This window comes from Clavibacter vidaverae (genome assembly GCF_047529985.1).
GTDB classification, from domain to species: domain Bacteria; phylum Actinomycetota; class Actinomycetes; order Actinomycetales; family Microbacteriaceae; genus Clavibacter; species Clavibacter nebraskensis_A.
The window spans coordinates 1-15,240 of sequence record NZ_JBLJAM010000001.1 but is presented as its reverse complement, the minus strand read 5'-3'; the positions used below and the strand labels follow the sequence as shown (position 1 = coordinate 15,240).

Below are 15,240 nucleotides of genomic sequence, written 5' to 3'. Positions count from 1 at the left end.
TGTCCTCTGGCGTGTCGGCCCGTCACCGGGTCGCGCCTCAATCTGTTCGTGCGTGAACGAGATCGACCACCGCCTGGACGGTCTGGTCGAAGTCGATGTCCGTGGAGTCGATGGTGGTCACACCATCTGCGGCGTTCATGAAATCGACGACCTGCGAGTCGGCCCGATCCCGGGAGGCGAGTGATTCGCCGACCGCGGCTGCCGACTGGGTCGACGTCTCCGCGGAACGCCTGCTCATCCTAGCTTCCGGGGAGGCCGTCAGCAGAATGCGCACCTGGGCATCCGGTGCGACGACCGTCGTGATGTCGCGTCCCTCGACCACGATGCCGGGCTTGTCGCTCGACGCCATGAGCGAGCGGAACAGCTCCACCATGTAGTGCCGCACCTCGGGCACGCGGGCGACGTGGCTCACGACGGCGGAGACGCGGGGCTCGCGGATCGCCTCGGTGACGTCGGTGCCGCGCACGCTCACGCGCGTCTCCTCCGGGTCGATCGCGATGTCGTAGTCGAAGCCCTCGATGAGGCTCGTGACGGTGGCGGGATCCCGGGTGTCGACGCCGCTCTCCAGCGCGAACCAGCTGAGCGCGCGGTAGGCGGCGCCCGTGTCCTGGTAGTCGAAGCCGAGGGCGCGCGCGGCGGCGCGGCTCACGCTCGACTTGCCGCTGCCGGCGGGGCCGTCGACGGCGACGACCGTGCGGTTGAGCGTGGCGTCCACGAGGAGGGCGTCCTCCAGCGGGTCGTGTGCCTGCGTTGCGTCTCCGGTCATCCGGCGATCCTCCAGTTCCGGTCTTCGAGCCGCGCGACCAGGCGGTCGCGGGCCTCGGGCAGCACGGCGATCTCGACGAGACCGACCTGCGCGCCCTGGGAGTGCTCGAGGCGCAGGTCCTCGATGCTGACGTCGGCGGCGCCGACCTCGGAGATCAGCGCGGCCAGCTGGCCGGGCCGGTCGTCGATCATCACGGTGATGGCGGCGAAGCGGCGGTCCTGGCCGTGCTTGCCGGGGATGCGTGCGACGCCGGCGTTGCCCGCGTGGATCCGCTCGGCGACCCGCAGCCGGGCGCCCTGCGCGTCGACGTCGTCGAGCGCGTCGATGACCTCGTCGAGGTCCGTGCGCATGGCGCGCAGGATCGGGACGATGCGGGAGGCGTTGGCCCCGAGGATCTGCACCCACAGCGCCGCGTCGCTCGACGCGATGCGCGTGGTGTCGCGGAGGCCCTGGCCGGAGAGGCCGAGCGCCGACGCGTCGCCGTCGGTGAGCCGTGACGCCAGCAGGCTCGCGACGATCTGCGGCACGTGCGAGACGAGCGCCACCGAGGTGTCGTGCTCCTCCGCGGTCATCTCGATGGGGACGGCGCCGAGGTCGAGGATCAGCTGCTCGACGGGTGCGCCGGCGGCGTAGGTGATGCCGTCGTGGCCCGCGATGACCCAGGGCCGGCCGAGGAAGAGGTCGCCCGTCGCGGCGACGGGGCCGCCGCGCTCGCGCCCGGCGAGCGGGTGCGATCCGAGGTAGCGGGACAGGTCGGCGCCCATGACGCGCAGCTCCTCGAGCGGCGCGGCCTTGACGCTCGCGACGTCGGTGACGAGGGCGTCCGGGTGCGCGTCGAGCTCGGCGGCGACCACGCGCGCGGTCACGTCCGGCGGCACGCAGACGACGACGAGCGAGGGCCGGTCGGGCGCGGCGTCGATGTCCGCGATCCGACCGGCACCCATGTCGGCGGCGAGGCGGAGCGTGGTCGGCGACGCGTCCGCCAGCACCACGTCGACGCCGCGGGCGCGCAGCCCGAGCGCGATGCTCGTGCCGAGGAGCCCCGTGCCGACGATGCGGACGGTCCCCTGCACGCGCGTGTCGGTCGCCTGGACGGCGCCCGCGGCCTCGCTCACTCGCCGTCCTCGCGGTCGACGTCCCCCTGCGCCTCGGCGGCGGCGCCCGCGCCCTGCGGGGTGGCGGGGCCGGCCTGCGCGCGGGCCTCGCGCGAGATGGTGAGCAGCTGGCCGAGCTCGTCGGAGGTGAGGTCGCGCACGCGGCCGACGCCGAGGGATCCGAGGTGCAGCGGCCCGAACTGCCGGCGCACGAGCTCCTCCACCGGGTGGCCGACCTCGTCGAGCATGCGGCGCACGATGCGGTTGCGGCCCGAGTGCAGCGTGATCTCCACGAGCGTCTGGTCGCCGCCGCCCGAGAGGATGCGCGCGCGATCCGCCTGGATCGGCCCGTCCTCGAGGTCCACGCCCTGCGTCAGCCGCTGGATCGTCTGCGGCGTCACGCGGCCCGTGACCTTCGCGATGTACGTCTTCAGCACGCCGAACGACGGGTGCGCGAGCACGTGCGCGAGGTCGCCGTCGTTGGTGAGGATCAGGAGCCCGCTCGTCTCCGCGTCGAGGCGGCCGACGTTGAACAGGCGCTCCTCGAACTCCTCCGTGAACTCGCGGAGGTCGGGGCGGCCGCGCTCGTCGCGCAGCGAGGAGTAGATCCCGACGGGCTTGTTGAGCATGAGGTAGCGCTTGGACGTGTCGAGCTGCACGGCCTGGTCGTCGACCGCGACCTCGTCGACGTCGGGGTCGATGCGCCGGCCGGGTTCCGTGACGGTCTCGCCGTTCACGGTGACGCGGCCCGCGGCGATCATGTCCTCGCAGACGCGGCGGCTGGCGACGCCGGCGGCGGCCATCACCTTCTGCAGGCGGACGCCGGCGACGGGCTCGTCGGGGTTCCAGGCGTGCGGGCGATCAGAGGAGGGGGTCATGGAAGCCTTCCGCCCCGTCGGGGAGCAACGGGGAGATCGGGGGGAGCTCGTCGAGCGAGTTGATGCCGAGCTGCGTGAGCAGGTGGTCTGTCGTACCGTAATGGATCGCGCCGGTCTCGCCGTCGGTGAAGACCTCGGCCACGAGGCCCCGCGCGAGCAGGGTGCGCACCACCGAGTCCACGTTGACGGCGCGGATCGCGGCGACCTGGCTGCGGCTGATCGGCTGCTTGTACGCGATCACGGCGAGCGTCTCGAGGGCCGCCTGCGACAGGCGCGTGGGGTTCTGCGTGAGCACGTGGTCGCGCACGACCACGTCGTACTCGGGCCGCACGTAGACCCGCCAGCCGCCGCCGACCTCGCGCAGCTCGAAGCCGCGGCGCACTCCCCCGGTCCGGCCGTCGAAGTCGTCGACGAGCCGCTGGATCGCGCGGCGCACCTCCTTCACGGGCGTCGAGGTCGCGGTCGCGAGCGTCGTGACGGTCTGCGGCTCGTCGGCGACCATCAGCAGCGCCTCGAGCGCACGGTCGAGGTCGAGCGAGGCGTCGGGGGCGGGCGCGTCGGGCACGGCCGTGTCGGCGTCGCCCGCGGGATCCGGCTCAGCTGTCATAGCCGGCCCCCAGGCTCGCCAGCGCGTCGTCGGTCCAGCTCTCCGCGGTCCACGTGAGCGTGAGCTCCCCGAGGGCCTCCGGCTGGTCGAACTCGATCGCGGCCACCCGGTACAGCTCGAGCACCGCGAGGAAGCGCGCGATCACGACGCCCGTGACCCCGGCGTCCGCGACGAGCTCCCGGAACGTGACGGGCGCGCCGCGGCGCAGCCGCTCCACGACGACCGCGGCCTGCTCGCGGATGCTCACGAGCGGCGCGTGCAGGTGGTCGAGCCCCACGGTCGGGATCTCGCGCGGCGCGAAGGCGAGGAGGGCGATGGCCGCGAGGTCGGCGGGCGACGTCGTCCACACCAGCTCGGGCACCTGCGCGCGGAACCGCTCCTCGAGCGGCACGTCGCGGAAGGCGCGGCCGGACTCGGCGGCGAGCCGCTCCTGGAACCACGACGCCGCCTGCTTGAACGCGCGGTACTGCAGCAGGCGGGCGAACAGCAGGTCGCGGGCCTCGAGCAGCGCGACGTCCTCCGCGTCCACCAGCTCGCCCTGCGGCAGGAGCCCCACGAGCTTGAGGTCGAGCAGGGTCGCGGCGACCACGAGGAACGAGCTCGCCTCGTCGAGGTCCTCCGGCGAGTCCAGCCCGCGGATGTGCGCGATGAACTCGTTGGTCACGAGGCTCAGGCTCACCTCGGTGATGTCCATCTCGTGGCTGCCGATGAGCGACAGCAGGAGGTCGAACGGGCCCTCGAAGTTGCCGATGCTGACGCGGAAGGCGCGCTCCGGGTCCGTGGGCGTGGCGGCGTCGGCGATCTCCGGATCGGCCAGGGGCGCAGCCCTACGCGACGGCGCCACGCGCGATGAGCTCCCGCGCCACCTTGCGGTACGCGAGCGCGGCCGGGTGCTCGGGCGCGAACTGGATGATGGGCTTGCCCGCCACCGACGCGTCCGGGAACTTGACCGTGCGGCCGATCACCGTCTCGAGCACGCTGTCGTCGAACGCCTCGACCACGCGCTGCAGCACCTCGCGGGAGTGCAGCGTGCGCGAGTCGTACATGGTCGCGAGGATCCCGTCGAGCGCGAGCCCCGGGTTCAGCCGGTCCTTGACCTTCTCGATGGTCTCCACCAGCAGCGCGACACCGCGGAGCGCGAAGAACTCGCACTCGAGCGGGATCAGCACGCCGTGGCTCGCGGTGAGCGCGTTGACGGTGAGGAGGCCGAGCGACGGCTGGCAGTCGATGAGGATGACGTCGTAGTCGGCGCTCACCTTGCGCAGCACGCTCGCGAGGATCTGCTCGCGCGCGACCTCGTTGACGAGGTGCACCTCCGCGGCCGAGAGGTCGATGTTCGCGGGGATGACGTCGAGGCCCTCGAAGCCCGTGGTCTGGATCGCCTCGCGCGGGTCCTTCACGGTGCCGAGGAGGAGGTCGTAGATGGTGACGGCGTCGTGCGTCTGCACGCCGAGGCCCGCGGACAGCGCGCCCTGCGGGTCGAAGTCGACGGCGAGCACGCGGCGGCCGTAGCTGGCGAGCGAGGCGCCGAGGTTGATGGCGGTGGTCGTCTTGCCGACGCCGCCCTTCTGGTTGCAGAGGGAGATGATCTTCGCGGGGCCGTGGCCGGCGAGCGGCTCGGGCTCGGCGAACTCGCGCAGCTCCCGACCGGTGGGTCCGAGCACGGGGACGTCCATTCCCGGGAGCTCGGTCACATCTGGCTTGCGCGTCACGTGGATCTCTTCCTGCCGCTCGTCCGACGCGGGGGTCCGCCGGATCCTGCGAGTCTACCGGGGAGGGTCGCTCACGCCCGGCGGGCACGCGGGTGCGCGGTCGTGTAGACGTCGCGCAGGGTGTCGACGGTCACGCGCGTGTAGATCTGCGTGGTCGCGACCGACGAGTGGCCGAGCAGCTCCTGCACCACTCGCACGTCGGCGCCGCCCGCGATGAGGTGCGTCGCGAACGAGTGCCGGAAGGTGTGCGGCGAGATCTCCTCCGTGACGCCGGCGCGCTCGGCGGCCGCCTTGATCACGAGCCAGGCGTTCTGCCGCGAGAGCGCGTGGCCGCGGAGCCCCAGGAAGAGCGCGGGCGTCGCGGTGCCGCGCGCCGCGAGGATCGGGCGGACGCGCACGAGGTAGGCGTCGACGGCCCGGCGCGCGAAGGATCCCACGGGCACGATCCGCTGCTTGCCGCCCTTGCCGAGCACGCGCACCAGCTCGGCGGCGGCGCCGTCGGGGCCGAGCACGTCGTCGACCGTGAGCGCCGTGATCTCGCTCACGCGCGCGCCCGTCGCGTACAGCAGCTCGAGCAGGGCCTTGTCGCGGACGCGGAGCGGGTCGTCGCCGTCGGTGGCGTCGAGGATCCGCCCCATCGTCTCGATGGAGACCGCCTTCGGCAGGCGGCTCGGCAGCTTGGGCGGCTTGGCGTCGGCGGACACGTCGACCTCGACGATCCCCTCCTCCACCAGGAACCGGTGGAACGACCGCACGCTCGACAGCATGCGCGCGAGCGACGACGCGGTGAGGCCGCCGTGCGCGGGATCGCGGACGCGCTGCGCGAAGCCCGTCACGTGCGCGGGTGTCGCACCGGCCGGATCCACGACGCCCTCGGTCGCGAGGTGGGCCGTGTAGCGCGCGAGGTCGCGGCGGTACGCCTGGACGGTGTTGCGGGACAGGCCCCGCTCCACCTCGACGTGCCGGAGCCAGCGGTCGACGGCGCGCCGGAGCGCGACCGGGACCTCGGGGGCGGCGTCGGGCGCCGCTCCCCCGGGTCCGTCGGCCGCGTCGGTCACGAGCCGGACGCGCCCCCGCCGTCACGGAGCTTCGGGTGCCGCGGCCAGGGCGCGTCGGCAGGGCCGAGCGTCGTCCAACCGCGGGAGCGGGCGACGTGCGCCTGCAGCACCGCGATCACGGTCGACGGGTTCTGGATCCGCCGCTCGAGCACCGCGGTGACGACCTCGTCGAGGTCCACCCAGCGCGTCTCGATGTCGGCCTCCTCGTCGGTGCGTGCGAACGCCTCCGCCGTGGGGGTGAGCCCGCGGGCGAGGTACACGCGGATCGCCTCGTCGCTGCCGCCGGGCGTCGTGTAGTACTCCGCGAGCACGCTCCACTCGGCGGCCTGGAGGTCGGCCTCCTCCGCGAGCTCGCGCTGCACGGCCGTGAGCGGCGGCTCGTCGGTCACGTCGAGGAGCCCGGCCGGGATCTCCCACTCGCGCATGCGCACGGGGTGCCGGTACTGCTTGATGAGGAGCACGCGGTCCTGGTCGTCGATCGCGAGCACCGCGACGGCGCCCGTGTGGTCGACGAACTCGCGCGTGATCTCGGTGTCGCCGTACGCGAACGTCTCGCGCCGGATGTCCCAGATCTTGCCCGCGAAGACCCGCTCGCTCGAGGTGATCCCGTACGAGGCCGGGTCGTCGTGGAGCGGACCCGCGGCGGCGTCGGTCACGCGACCGCCTCGGCGTCGTCCTCGGCGAACAGCGTGCTGGCCGCCTGGCGGTCGAGGGCCGCGCGGACGAGGCCGGCGAACAGCGGGTGCGCGCGGTTCGGGCGCGACCGGAGCTCCGGGTGCGCCTGCGTGCCGATGTAGAACGGGTGCACCTCGCGCGGCAGCTCCACGTACTCGACGAGCGTGCCGTCGGGCGAGGTGCCCGAGAACACGAGGCCGGCGTCCTGGATCTGCTGGCGGTACTGGTTGTTGACCTCGTAGCGGTGGCGGTGGCGCTCGTGCGAGACGGGCGCGCCGTACAGCTCGGCCGCGAGGGATCCGGGCGCGAGCGCCGCCTCGTAGAGGCCGAGGCGCATGGTGCCGCCCAGGTCGCCGCCGGCGATGATGTCGACCTGCTCGGCCATGGTCGCGATCACGGGGAACGCGCTGTCCGGGTCGAACTCGCTGGAGGAGGCGCCCGGCAGGTCGGCCTCGTTGCGCGCGTACTCGATCACCATGCACTGGAGGCCGAGGCAGAGGCCCAGCACGGGGATCCCGTTGTCGCGCGCGAACTTCAGCGCGCCGAGCTTGCCCTCGATGCCGCGGATGCCGAAGCCGCCCGGCACGCACAGCGCGTCGAGGTCGCCGAGCTTCTTCGCCGCGCCCTCCGGCGTCTCGCACTCGTCGGACGCGACCCAGCGCAGCTTCACGCGCGCCGAGTGGGCGAAGCCGCCGGCCCGCAGCGCCTCGGTGACCGAGAGGTACGCGTCGGGCAGGTCGATGTACTTGCCGACCAGGCCGATCGTGACCTCGTGCTTCGGGTCGTGCACGGCGTCCAGCAGGTCGCTCCACCCGGACCAGTCGACGGCGTCCGCGGCGTCGATCCCCAGGTGGTCGAGGATGTAGCTGTCGAGGCCCTGCCCGTGCAGCATCTCGGGGATGTCGTAGATGCTCGGCACGTCGACCGCGTTCACGACGGCCTGCTCGTCCACGTCGCACATCAGCGCGATCTTCTTCTTGTTCGAGTCCGAGACCGGCCGGTCGCTGCGGAGCACGAGCGCGTCCGGCTGGATGCCGATGGAGCGCAGCGCCGCGACGGAGTGCTGCGTGGGCTTGGTCTTCTGCTCGCCGGACGCGCCCATGTACGGCACGAGCGAGACGTGCACGAAGAAGACGTTGTTGCGGCCGAGCTCGTGGCGCACCTGGCGCGCCGCCTCGATGAACGGCTGGCTCTCGATGTCGCCGACCGTGCCCCCGATCTCCGTGATGATCACGTCGGGTTGCGGCTCGTCGGAGGCCTGCAGGCGCATGCGGCGCTTGATCTCGTCGGTGATGTGCGGGATGACCTGCACGGTGTCGCCGAGGTACTCGCCGCGGCGCTCCTTGGCGATGACCTCGGAGTAGATCTGGCCGGTGGTCACGTTGGCCGCCTGGTCCAGCTCGATGTCGAGGAAGCGCTCGTAGTGCCCGATGTCGAGGTCGGTCTCCGCGCCGTCGTCGGTCACGAAGACCTCGCCGTGCTGGAAGGGGTTCATGGTGCCCGGATCCACGTTGAGGTAGGGATCGAGCTTCTGCATGACGACGCGCACGCCGCGCGCCGTGAGGAGGTTGCCGAGGCTGGCCGCCGTGAGGCCCTTGCCGAGCGAGGAGACGACGCCGCCGGTCACGAAGATGTGCCTGGTCGTCTTCGCCGCGCCTGTCGTGCTGGTGATGCTGTCCGTCGAGCTCGGGTCCGTGTCCGCTGAATTGATGTCCGCCACGGGCTTCCATCCTACGTGGGAATCCGGCTGCCGCGACACCCACGGCGCGCCGCGGCTCGGCGGGTCAGCGGCTCGGCGGGTCAGCGGAGCGAGGCGGCGGTCTCCACGAGCTCGCGGGCGTGCGCCAGGCCGCTCTCGCTGTCCGGCAGGCCGGAGAGCAGGCGCGCCATCTCCTGGATCCGCGCGTCGCCCTCGAGCTGCGTGACGCTGGACGCCGTGACCTGCCCGTCCCCGCCCTTCACCACGCGGAGGTGGTTGGTCGAGAACGCGGCGACCTGGGCGAGGTGCGTGACGACGATGACCTGCGCGCGCTCGGCGAGCCGCGCCAGCCGCCGCCCGATCTCGATGGCGGCGGCCCCGCCGACGCCCGCGTCGACCTCGTCGAACACGAAGGTGGGCACGGGGTCGTCGCCCGCGACCACGACCTCGATGGCGAGCATGACGCGCGACAGCTCGCCGCCGGACGCCCCGCGCCCGAGCGGTCGGGCCTCGGCTCCCGCGTGCGGCCGCAGCAGGATCTCCACGCGGTCGGCACCCGACAGCGCCGGCTCCTCGCGCGGGCTGACGCGCACCTCGAGCGAGGCGTCGGCCATCGCCAGGGCGCCGAGCTCCGTCGTCACGGCGTCGGCCAGCCGCGTGGCGGCCTCCTCGCGGACGGCCGTGACGCGGGCGGCCAGCTCGCCGACGAGCTGCTCATCGCGCTCCACCTCGACGCGCAGCAGGTCGATCCGGTCGGTGTCGCCGTCGAGCTCCAGCAGGCGCGCGCTGCCCGTGTCGAGGAACGCGAGCGCGTCCTCCACGGTGGGGCCGTGCACGCGCGTGAGGGCCGCGAGCTCCGCGCGGCGGTCCTGCAGCGTCTCCAGCTCGCGCGCCCCGTCGGCGTCGAGTCCCGCGAGGTAGCCCGAGAGCTGCACGGCGATCTCGGAGACCAGGATCCGCGCGCTGTCGAGCGACTCGATGATGTCCGCGAGGCCGGCGTCGTGCGCGGCCACCCGGTCGAGGCGGCGGTGCGCGGTGTCGAGCACGGAGGCGGCGTCCGCCATCTCGCCCGACGCGTCCTCGGCCGACATGAGCTCGTGCGCGGCCGACGCAGCCGCGCGCAGGTCCTCCAGGTTCGTGAGCCGGTCGATGCGCTCGCGCAGCTCCTCGTCCTCGCCGGGCTGGGGCGCGACCTGCTCGATCGCGTCGATGGCGGCGCGCAGCTCCTCCGCCTCGCGCGTGCGGGCGTCCTGCTCCGTGACGAGCCGGTCGAGCTCGGCGCGGGCGGACTGCCAGCGGCGGAAGACCTCCTGGTACTCGGCGAGGACGGGCGCGAGCGCGGATCCGGCGAACCGGTCGAGCGCCTGCCGTTGCGCGGTGGACGAGCGCAGCCGCATCTGGTCGGACTGGCCGTGCACGACGACGAGCTGCTCGCCGATCTCCGTGAGCAGCGCCGCGGGCGCGCCCCGTCCGCCGACCGACGCGCGGCTGCGGCCCTCGGACGAGAGCTGGCGCGTGACGATGAGCTCGCCGCGCGTGCCGTCCCCGAACGGGTCGACGTCTCCCCCGGCGTCACGCACGCGCTCCGGCACGGGTCCGTCGGCCGCGATGATCCAGCGCCCCTCGACGACCGCCTTCTCGCTGCCCTGCCGCACGGCCCCCGAGTCGGCGCGCGCGCCGAGCAGCAGCCCGAGCGCGGTGACGACCATGGTCTTGCCTGCGCCGGTCTCGCCGGTGACGGCCGTGAAGCCGGGCCCGAGCGGCAGCGTCGCCTGGCCGATCACCCCGAGGTCGCGGATGGTGATCTCCTCAATCACGGTCGACGGGCCCCCTCCAGCCGGTGACCGGCAGCTCGAACTTGTTCACGAGGCGGTCGGTGAACGGCGACTGCTTGAGCCGCGCGAGCCGCACCGGGATGGCGGACCGTCGCGCCTCGACGCGCGCGCCGGGCGGCATGTCGCGCGTGCGGCGCCCGTCGCACCACAGCACGCCGGATCCGGAGGTGCGGCTGAGCACCTCCACCGCGACCGTGGACTCCGGGCCCACGACGAGCGATCGGGCGAAGAGCGTGTGCGGGCTGAGCGGCACGACGAGCATGGCCTCCAGGCTCGGCCACACGATGGGGCCGCCGGCGGAGAACGCGTACGCGGTGGATCCGGTGGGCGTCGACACGACCATGCCGTCGCAGCCGTAGGACGCGAGCGGGCGGCCGTCGATCTCCACCACGACCTCGAGCATCCGCTCGCGGCTGGCCTTCTCCACGGTCGCCTCGTTGAGCGCCCAGGTGCGATAGACGATGTCGGCGCCGACCTTGAGCGTCACGTCGAGCGTCATGCGCTCCTCGACCGTGTAGTCGCGGTCGAGCACGCGGCGCACGGTGGCCGTGAGGTCCTCCCGCTCGCTCTCGGCGAGGAAGCCGACGTGGCCGAGGTTCACGCCGAGGAGCGGGACGGACGTGCCCCGCACGAGCTCGGCCGAGCGGAGGATGGTGCCGTCGCCGCCGAGCACGATGACGATCTCGAGGTCGGCCGTCTGCACGTCCTCGCCGAGGACGGCGACGCCGTCCATGTGCGGCGCGAAGGGCAGGATGTCGGCCTTCTCGTCGGCCGTGAGCACGAGCTGCACGTCGGCCTCCGCGAGCTGGGCGCACACGCTGAGGGCCGCGTCGATGGAGTCGCGGCGCCCCGTGTGGGACACGACCAGGATGTGCCTCGCGGGTCCAGCCACTTCGCTCACGCTCCTGTGATCTCGTTCGACGTCGATCTCCATTGTGTCGGATTGCCGCCCGCACGACCGCTGAACCAGGCGAGGTACTCGTGGTTCCCGGCCCCTCCGACGATCGGGGAGGAGACGAGGCCGGCCGTGCCGAGCCCGAGATCCCACGCCGCCCAGAGCACGCGCATGACGGCGTCGTCGCGGAGCCCGGGGTCGTGCACGATGCCCTCGCGGATCCCCGTGCGCCCCACCTCGAACTGCGGCTTGATCAGGAGCACGATGTCGGCGCCGTCCGCGGCGCTGCGCGCGATGGCCGGCAGCACGAGGCCCAGGGAGATGAAGGAGAGGTCGCCCACGACGAGCGCGGGCGCCTCGCCCGCCAGGTCGTCAGGCGTCACGGACGCCAGCGACTCCGGCGTCAGGTCGCGCACGTTGAACCCCTCGACCACGTCGACGCGCGGGTCGTCGCGGATCAGCGGATCCAGCTGCCCGTGCCCCACGTCGAGCGCGATCACGCGCCGCGCGCCCCGCTCGAGCAGCACCTGGGTGAAGCCGCCGGTGGACGCGCCCACGTCGAGCGCCAGCTTGCCCGGGACGAGCACCTCGGGGAAGGCGTCGAGCGCCCCGATCAGCTTGTGGGCCCCGCGGCTCACGTAGGCGTCCGTCCCGGCCACCTCGACCACGGATCCGGGCATCACACGGAAGGACGCCTTGACGACCCCACGGCCGTCGACCGTGACGAGCCCGTCGGCGATGAGTCGCGCGGCGTGCGTGCGCGAGCGCGCGAGGCCGAGCGCGGGCAGCGCTGCGTCGAGCCGCACGTCGCCGCCGATCGCCTCGCCCGGAGCGGACGCGGGTGCGTCGCCGGGGTCACCCACGCGACGCGGCCCCGTCGCCGCCCTCGAGCCGCGTGCGCAGCTCGTCGTGCAGCAGCGCGAAGGACGCGGCGCGCTCCCCGAGCGGCTGCCCCTCGATCAGCTCGAGCCGGGAGACGAGCTCCTCGGCGACGTCGTGGTCGTCGACCAGCCCGGGAGCCGCGACCTCGTCGGCCGGCGCATCCGTTGGAGTGTCGTCCGGGTCGTCGCTCACGCGGTCACGCTACGCCCGGCCCGCGCCGGCCGCGACGTACAACGACTCCTGCACGTCCAGCCCGTAGATGGGGCGGCCCGAGTTCCAGATGACCGCGCACGCGGCGCGCAGCGTGTCGATCGTCGACCCGCCGTCCTTGACGACCTCGACGCGGTCGCCGTCGATGCGCACGGACGACCTCCCGACCGTCGCCACCGAGCCCTGGCCTGAGAAGCGCGTCTCCGGGTACGGCTCGTGCAGCTGGCCGAGGTGCTCGAGGATGAAGGTCGGACGCTGGTCCTCCTCCGCCGCGAGCAGCTGCTTGGCACGATCGATCCCGGTCAGCACGTGCACCGACGCCATGCCGGCGCGCGTGGCGCCCAGGATGTCCGTGTCGAGCCGGTCGCCGAGGAAGACGGGCCGCTGGGCGCCGAAGCGCTCCCTGGCCACGTCGAAGATCGGCGTCTCCGGCTTGCCCGCGACGACGGGCAGCCGCCCGACGGCCGTGTGCACCGCGGAGACGAGCGTGCCGTTGCCGGGCGCGATGCCGCGCGCGACGGGGATGGTCCAGTCGGTGTTGGTCGCGACCCACACCACGTCCGGGTCGGCCAGCGCGAAGGCGGCCTCCGCGAGCTGGGTCCAGCCCACCTCGGGCGCGAAGCCCTGGACGACCGCGGCCGGGCGGTCCTCCGTGGAGCGCGTGACGACGTAGCCGGCCTTCTCGAGCTCGTGCACGAGGCCCTCGCCGCCGACGACCAGCACGGTGGATCCGGCGGGCACGCGGTCCGCGAGCAGACGGAGGGCGGCCTGCGGCGACGTGACGACGTCGTCCGGCGCGACCGTCAGCCCGAGCGAGGTGAGGTGCTCGGCGACGGACGCGTCCGTGCGCGAGGCGTTGTTCGTGATGTAGCCCAGGCGGATCCCGTCGCCGGCAGCGCGGTTGAGCGCGTCCACGGCGTGCGGGATGCTGTCCGGCCCGGCGTACACGACGCCGTCGAGGTCGGCGAGGATCACGTCCACGCCCGCCAGGGGCGCGCTGCCCTTCGCGGCCCTAGCGAACATCGCGGTCTCCCTCGGTCGGTGCGTCGAGCTCGTCGTCGACGTCGATCGCGATCTCCTCGCTGTCGCCGTCCTCGCTCGGCGGGGTCGGCGCCGGGGTCACGTCCGGGGCCGCGTCCTCGTCGTCGCCGGACTCCTGCCCCTCCAGCTCCTCCTCGACGACCTCGACCATGTCATCCCATCCCTCGTCCGGATCCGCGAACGCCGCCTCCGCCGCATCCGCGCGCTGCCGCCACGCGTCGGCCTCGTCGGACCGTCCGAGCTCCTCGAGGACCTCCGCGTACGCGTGGAACAGGTCCGCGCTGTAGGAGTACGCCACATCGCGGTTGAGCTGCGCGATCGAGAGCTCGTCGAGCGCCGCCTCGGTCTGGCCGAGGTCGAGTCGCGCGCCCGACATGGCGATCGCCAGGGCGACCTGCTCCGCCGCCGGCAGGGTCTCCTTCGGCACGGAGCGACCGAGCTCCAGCGCCTTGTCGGGCCGGCCCTGGCCGCGCTCGCTGTCGACCATGAGCGCGAGCTGGTCGTTCTTGCCCGAGATGCGGCGGTACGTGCGCAGCTCGCGCAGCGCGAGGGCGTAGTCGCCGACCGCGTACGCGGTGATCGCGAGCGACTCACGCACGACCGCGATGCGTCCGGCGCGTCGCGCCGCGGACGTGGCGTGCCGGTGCGCCAGCTCCGGGTCCTCCTCGATGAGCCGAGCCGCCATCACGAGGTGCTGCGCGACGCCCTCGGCGTTGTCCTTGCTGAGCGTCTTCAGCTCGTTGCGGGCGATCCGGTCGAGGTCGCCGGGCGCGACGTCCTCGGGGATCTCCGGGTCGTCGTGCCGAGGACGCACGGAGCGGAGCTCACGCGCCCGCAGCTGCTCCTCCGTCAGCGCCTCCTCGTAGCGCGGGGCGTCGCGGTCGTTGCGCGCCGGCCGCCCGTCGCGCGTCCAGAGCTTGTCGCCGTCGCGGGGCGGTCGCGCCCCGCCGCGACCGGCATCCCGAGGAGCGTCCTTCGACCAGTGCTTCCGCTCGCCATCACGCTGGGGGCGGCCCGCGGCACCGCCGTCCTTGGACCAGGGCTTCCGCTCCCCATCCCGAGCAGGACGCCCGCCACCGGCGCCGCCGTCCTTGGACCACGGCTTCCGCTCCCCATCCCGAGCAGGACGCCCGCCACCGGCGCCACCGTCCTTCGACCACGGCTTCCGCTCGCCATCCCGCTGGGGGCGGCCCGCGGCACCGCCGTCCTTCGACCAGGGCTTCCGCTCGCCATCCCGCTGGGGGCGGCCCGCGGCACCGCCGTCCTTCGACCAGGGCTTCCGCTCGCCATCCCGCTGGGGGCGGCCCGCGGCACCGCCGTCCTTGGACCACGGCTTCCGCTCCCCATCCCGAGCAGGACGCCCGCCACCGGCGCCGCCGTCCTTCGACCACGGCTTCCGCTCCCCATCGCGCTGGGGGCGCTCTGCGCCCGCTCCCCCGGGCCCCGCTGCTCGACCGCCGTCGCGCGGCCCTCGAGGAGCACCCGATGATCCTCGCTCGTACGGAGGCCGGCCGCCGTCACGCCCACGCGGAGAGTGCGACGATCCGCGGTCCTGGCCCTCGGGCCGGTTGTCTCGATCGGATGAGTCGCTCACTGTGCTCCTGTCGGCCACGTGGGCCTGATGATGTCTGTGGTGTTGTGGGTCGTACCGAAGTCAAGGTCCAGGCTAACGGCTGCGGGCGGGCGTCCACCCCGTAGCGAGTCACACGGGCTCTCGGGCCTGCGACAGCGACAGCAGCCGCATCGAGCCGCCCCCGCGCAAGGGCAGCAGCGCGGCACGCAGCTCCACTCGGAGCGTGGATCCCTCGTCGACTTCGGATGCATGCGCGGAGGAAGACTCGCTCTGGGCGACAGTGCAGGTCGCCCCTGCCCGGCCGGCCCTACCTCG

General features: G+C 73.4%; 15 protein-coding genes. All 15 read right to left on the bottom strand.

Translation table 11 applies throughout. From position 1 onward, the window contains the following. Positions 1 to 37 precede the first annotated feature (37 nt). Positions 38 to 766, bottom strand: a complete 729-nt coding sequence (cmk, locus tag ACMT9T_RS00075; protein WP_414743690.1) for a (d)CMP kinase — start codon at positions 764 to 766, stop codon at positions 38 to 40. Beyond that, complete coding sequence (locus ACMT9T_RS00070; protein ID WP_414743689.1) at positions 763 to 1,881, bottom strand: prephenate dehydrogenase; 1,119 nt, start codon at positions 1,879 to 1,881, stop codon at positions 763 to 765. The genes cmk and ACMT9T_RS00070 overlap by 4 nt, the downstream gene beginning before the upstream one ends. Then, the gene (locus ACMT9T_RS00065; protein ID WP_414743688.1) at positions 1,878 to 2,738 is read right to left on the bottom strand and encodes a pseudouridine synthase; all 861 of its coding nucleotides are present in this window, start codon (positions 2,736 to 2,738) and stop codon (positions 1,878 to 1,880) included. Before ACMT9T_RS00065 ends, ACMT9T_RS00070 begins: the two co-directional genes overlap by 4 nt. After that, entirely contained in the window at positions 2,722 to 3,345 is a 624-nt protein-coding gene (gene scpB / locus ACMT9T_RS00060) for an SMC-Scp complex subunit ScpB (RefSeq protein ID WP_414743687.1), read from the bottom strand. The genes ACMT9T_RS00065 and scpB overlap by 17 nt, the downstream gene beginning before the upstream one ends. After that, positions 3,335 to 4,189: a segregation and condensation protein A gene (locus tag ACMT9T_RS00055; protein WP_414743686.1), complete on the bottom strand. Its 855-nt coding sequence runs from the start codon at positions 4,187 to 4,189 to the stop codon at positions 3,335 to 3,337. Before ACMT9T_RS00055 ends, scpB begins: the two co-directional genes overlap by 11 nt. Next, positions 4,173 to 5,021, bottom strand: coding sequence for a ParA family protein (locus ACMT9T_RS00050; protein WP_223842741.1), 849 nt, complete (start codon positions 5,019 to 5,021; stop codon positions 4,173 to 4,175). Before ACMT9T_RS00050 ends, ACMT9T_RS00055 begins: the two co-directional genes overlap by 17 nt. Positions 5,022 to 5,128: 107 nt before the next feature. Further along, on the bottom strand, positions 5,129 to 6,115 hold the full coding sequence (xerD, locus tag ACMT9T_RS00045) for a site-specific tyrosine recombinase XerD (protein ID WP_414743685.1): 987 nt from the start codon (positions 6,113 to 6,115) through the stop codon (positions 5,129 to 5,131). Beyond that, positions 6,112 to 6,771 carry an NUDIX domain-containing protein gene (locus ACMT9T_RS00040; RefSeq protein ID WP_414743684.1) on the bottom strand — a complete coding sequence of 220 codons (660 nt, stop codon included), beginning with the start codon at positions 6,769 to 6,771 and terminating at the stop codon, positions 6,112 to 6,114. Before ACMT9T_RS00040 ends, xerD begins: the two co-directional genes overlap by 4 nt. Further along, positions 6,768 to 8,462 carry a CTP synthase gene (pyrG, locus tag ACMT9T_RS00035; protein WP_414745840.1) on the bottom strand — a complete coding sequence of 565 codons (1,695 nt, stop codon included), beginning with the start codon at positions 8,460 to 8,462 and terminating at the stop codon, positions 6,768 to 6,770. Before pyrG ends, ACMT9T_RS00040 begins: the two co-directional genes overlap by 4 nt. Positions 8,463 to 8,590: 128 nt before the next feature. After that, positions 8,591 to 10,306 (bottom strand): DNA repair protein RecN, encoded by a 1,716-nt coding sequence (recN, locus tag ACMT9T_RS00030; RefSeq protein WP_414743683.1) that lies wholly within the window; start codon positions 10,304 to 10,306, stop codon positions 8,591 to 8,593. After that, entirely contained in the window at positions 10,299 to 11,216 is a 918-nt protein-coding gene (locus tag ACMT9T_RS00025; RefSeq protein WP_414743682.1) for an NAD kinase, read from the bottom strand. The genes recN and ACMT9T_RS00025 overlap by 8 nt, the downstream gene beginning before the upstream one ends. Positions 11,217 to 11,221: 5 nt before the next feature. Then, positions 11,222 to 12,082 (bottom strand): TlyA family RNA methyltransferase, encoded by an 861-nt coding sequence (locus ACMT9T_RS00020; RefSeq protein ID WP_414743681.1) that lies wholly within the window; start codon positions 12,080 to 12,082, stop codon positions 11,222 to 11,224. Then, positions 12,075 to 12,293, bottom strand: coding sequence for a hypothetical protein (locus ACMT9T_RS00015; RefSeq protein ID WP_414743680.1), 219 nt, complete (start codon positions 12,291 to 12,293; stop codon positions 12,075 to 12,077). Before ACMT9T_RS00015 ends, ACMT9T_RS00020 begins: the two co-directional genes overlap by 8 nt. Positions 12,294 to 12,302: 9 nt before the next feature. Next, positions 12,303 to 13,334: an HAD-IIA family hydrolase gene (locus tag ACMT9T_RS00010; RefSeq protein WP_414743679.1), complete on the bottom strand. Its 1,032-nt coding sequence runs from the start codon at positions 13,332 to 13,334 to the stop codon at positions 12,303 to 12,305. Beyond that, positions 13,324 to 14,166 (bottom strand): tetratricopeptide repeat protein, encoded by an 843-nt coding sequence (locus ACMT9T_RS00005; protein WP_414743678.1) that lies wholly within the window; start codon positions 14,164 to 14,166, stop codon positions 13,324 to 13,326. Before ACMT9T_RS00005 ends, ACMT9T_RS00010 begins: the two co-directional genes overlap by 11 nt. Positions 14,167 to 15,240: the final 1,074 nt, after the last annotated feature.

Coding starts and splice junctions, on each gene's coding strand:
- ACMT9T_RS00050 (WP_223842741.1), bottom strand. CDS start 5,021: ATGGACGTCCCCGTGCTCGGACCCACCGGTCGGGAGCTGCGCGAGTTC.
- cmk (WP_414743690.1), bottom strand. CDS start 766: ATGACCGGAGACGCAACGCAGGCACACGACCCGCTGGAGGACGCCCTC.
- scpB (WP_414743687.1), bottom strand. CDS start 3,345: ATGACAGCTGAGCCGGATCCCGCGGGCGACGCCGACACGGCCGTGCCC.
- ACMT9T_RS00065 (WP_414743688.1), bottom strand. CDS start 2,738: ATGACCCCCTCCTCTGATCGCCCGCACGCCTGGAACCCCGACGAGCCC.
- ACMT9T_RS00010 (WP_414743679.1), bottom strand. CDS start 13,334: ATGTTCGCTAGGGCCGCGAAGGGCAGCGCGCCCCTGGCGGGCGTGGAC.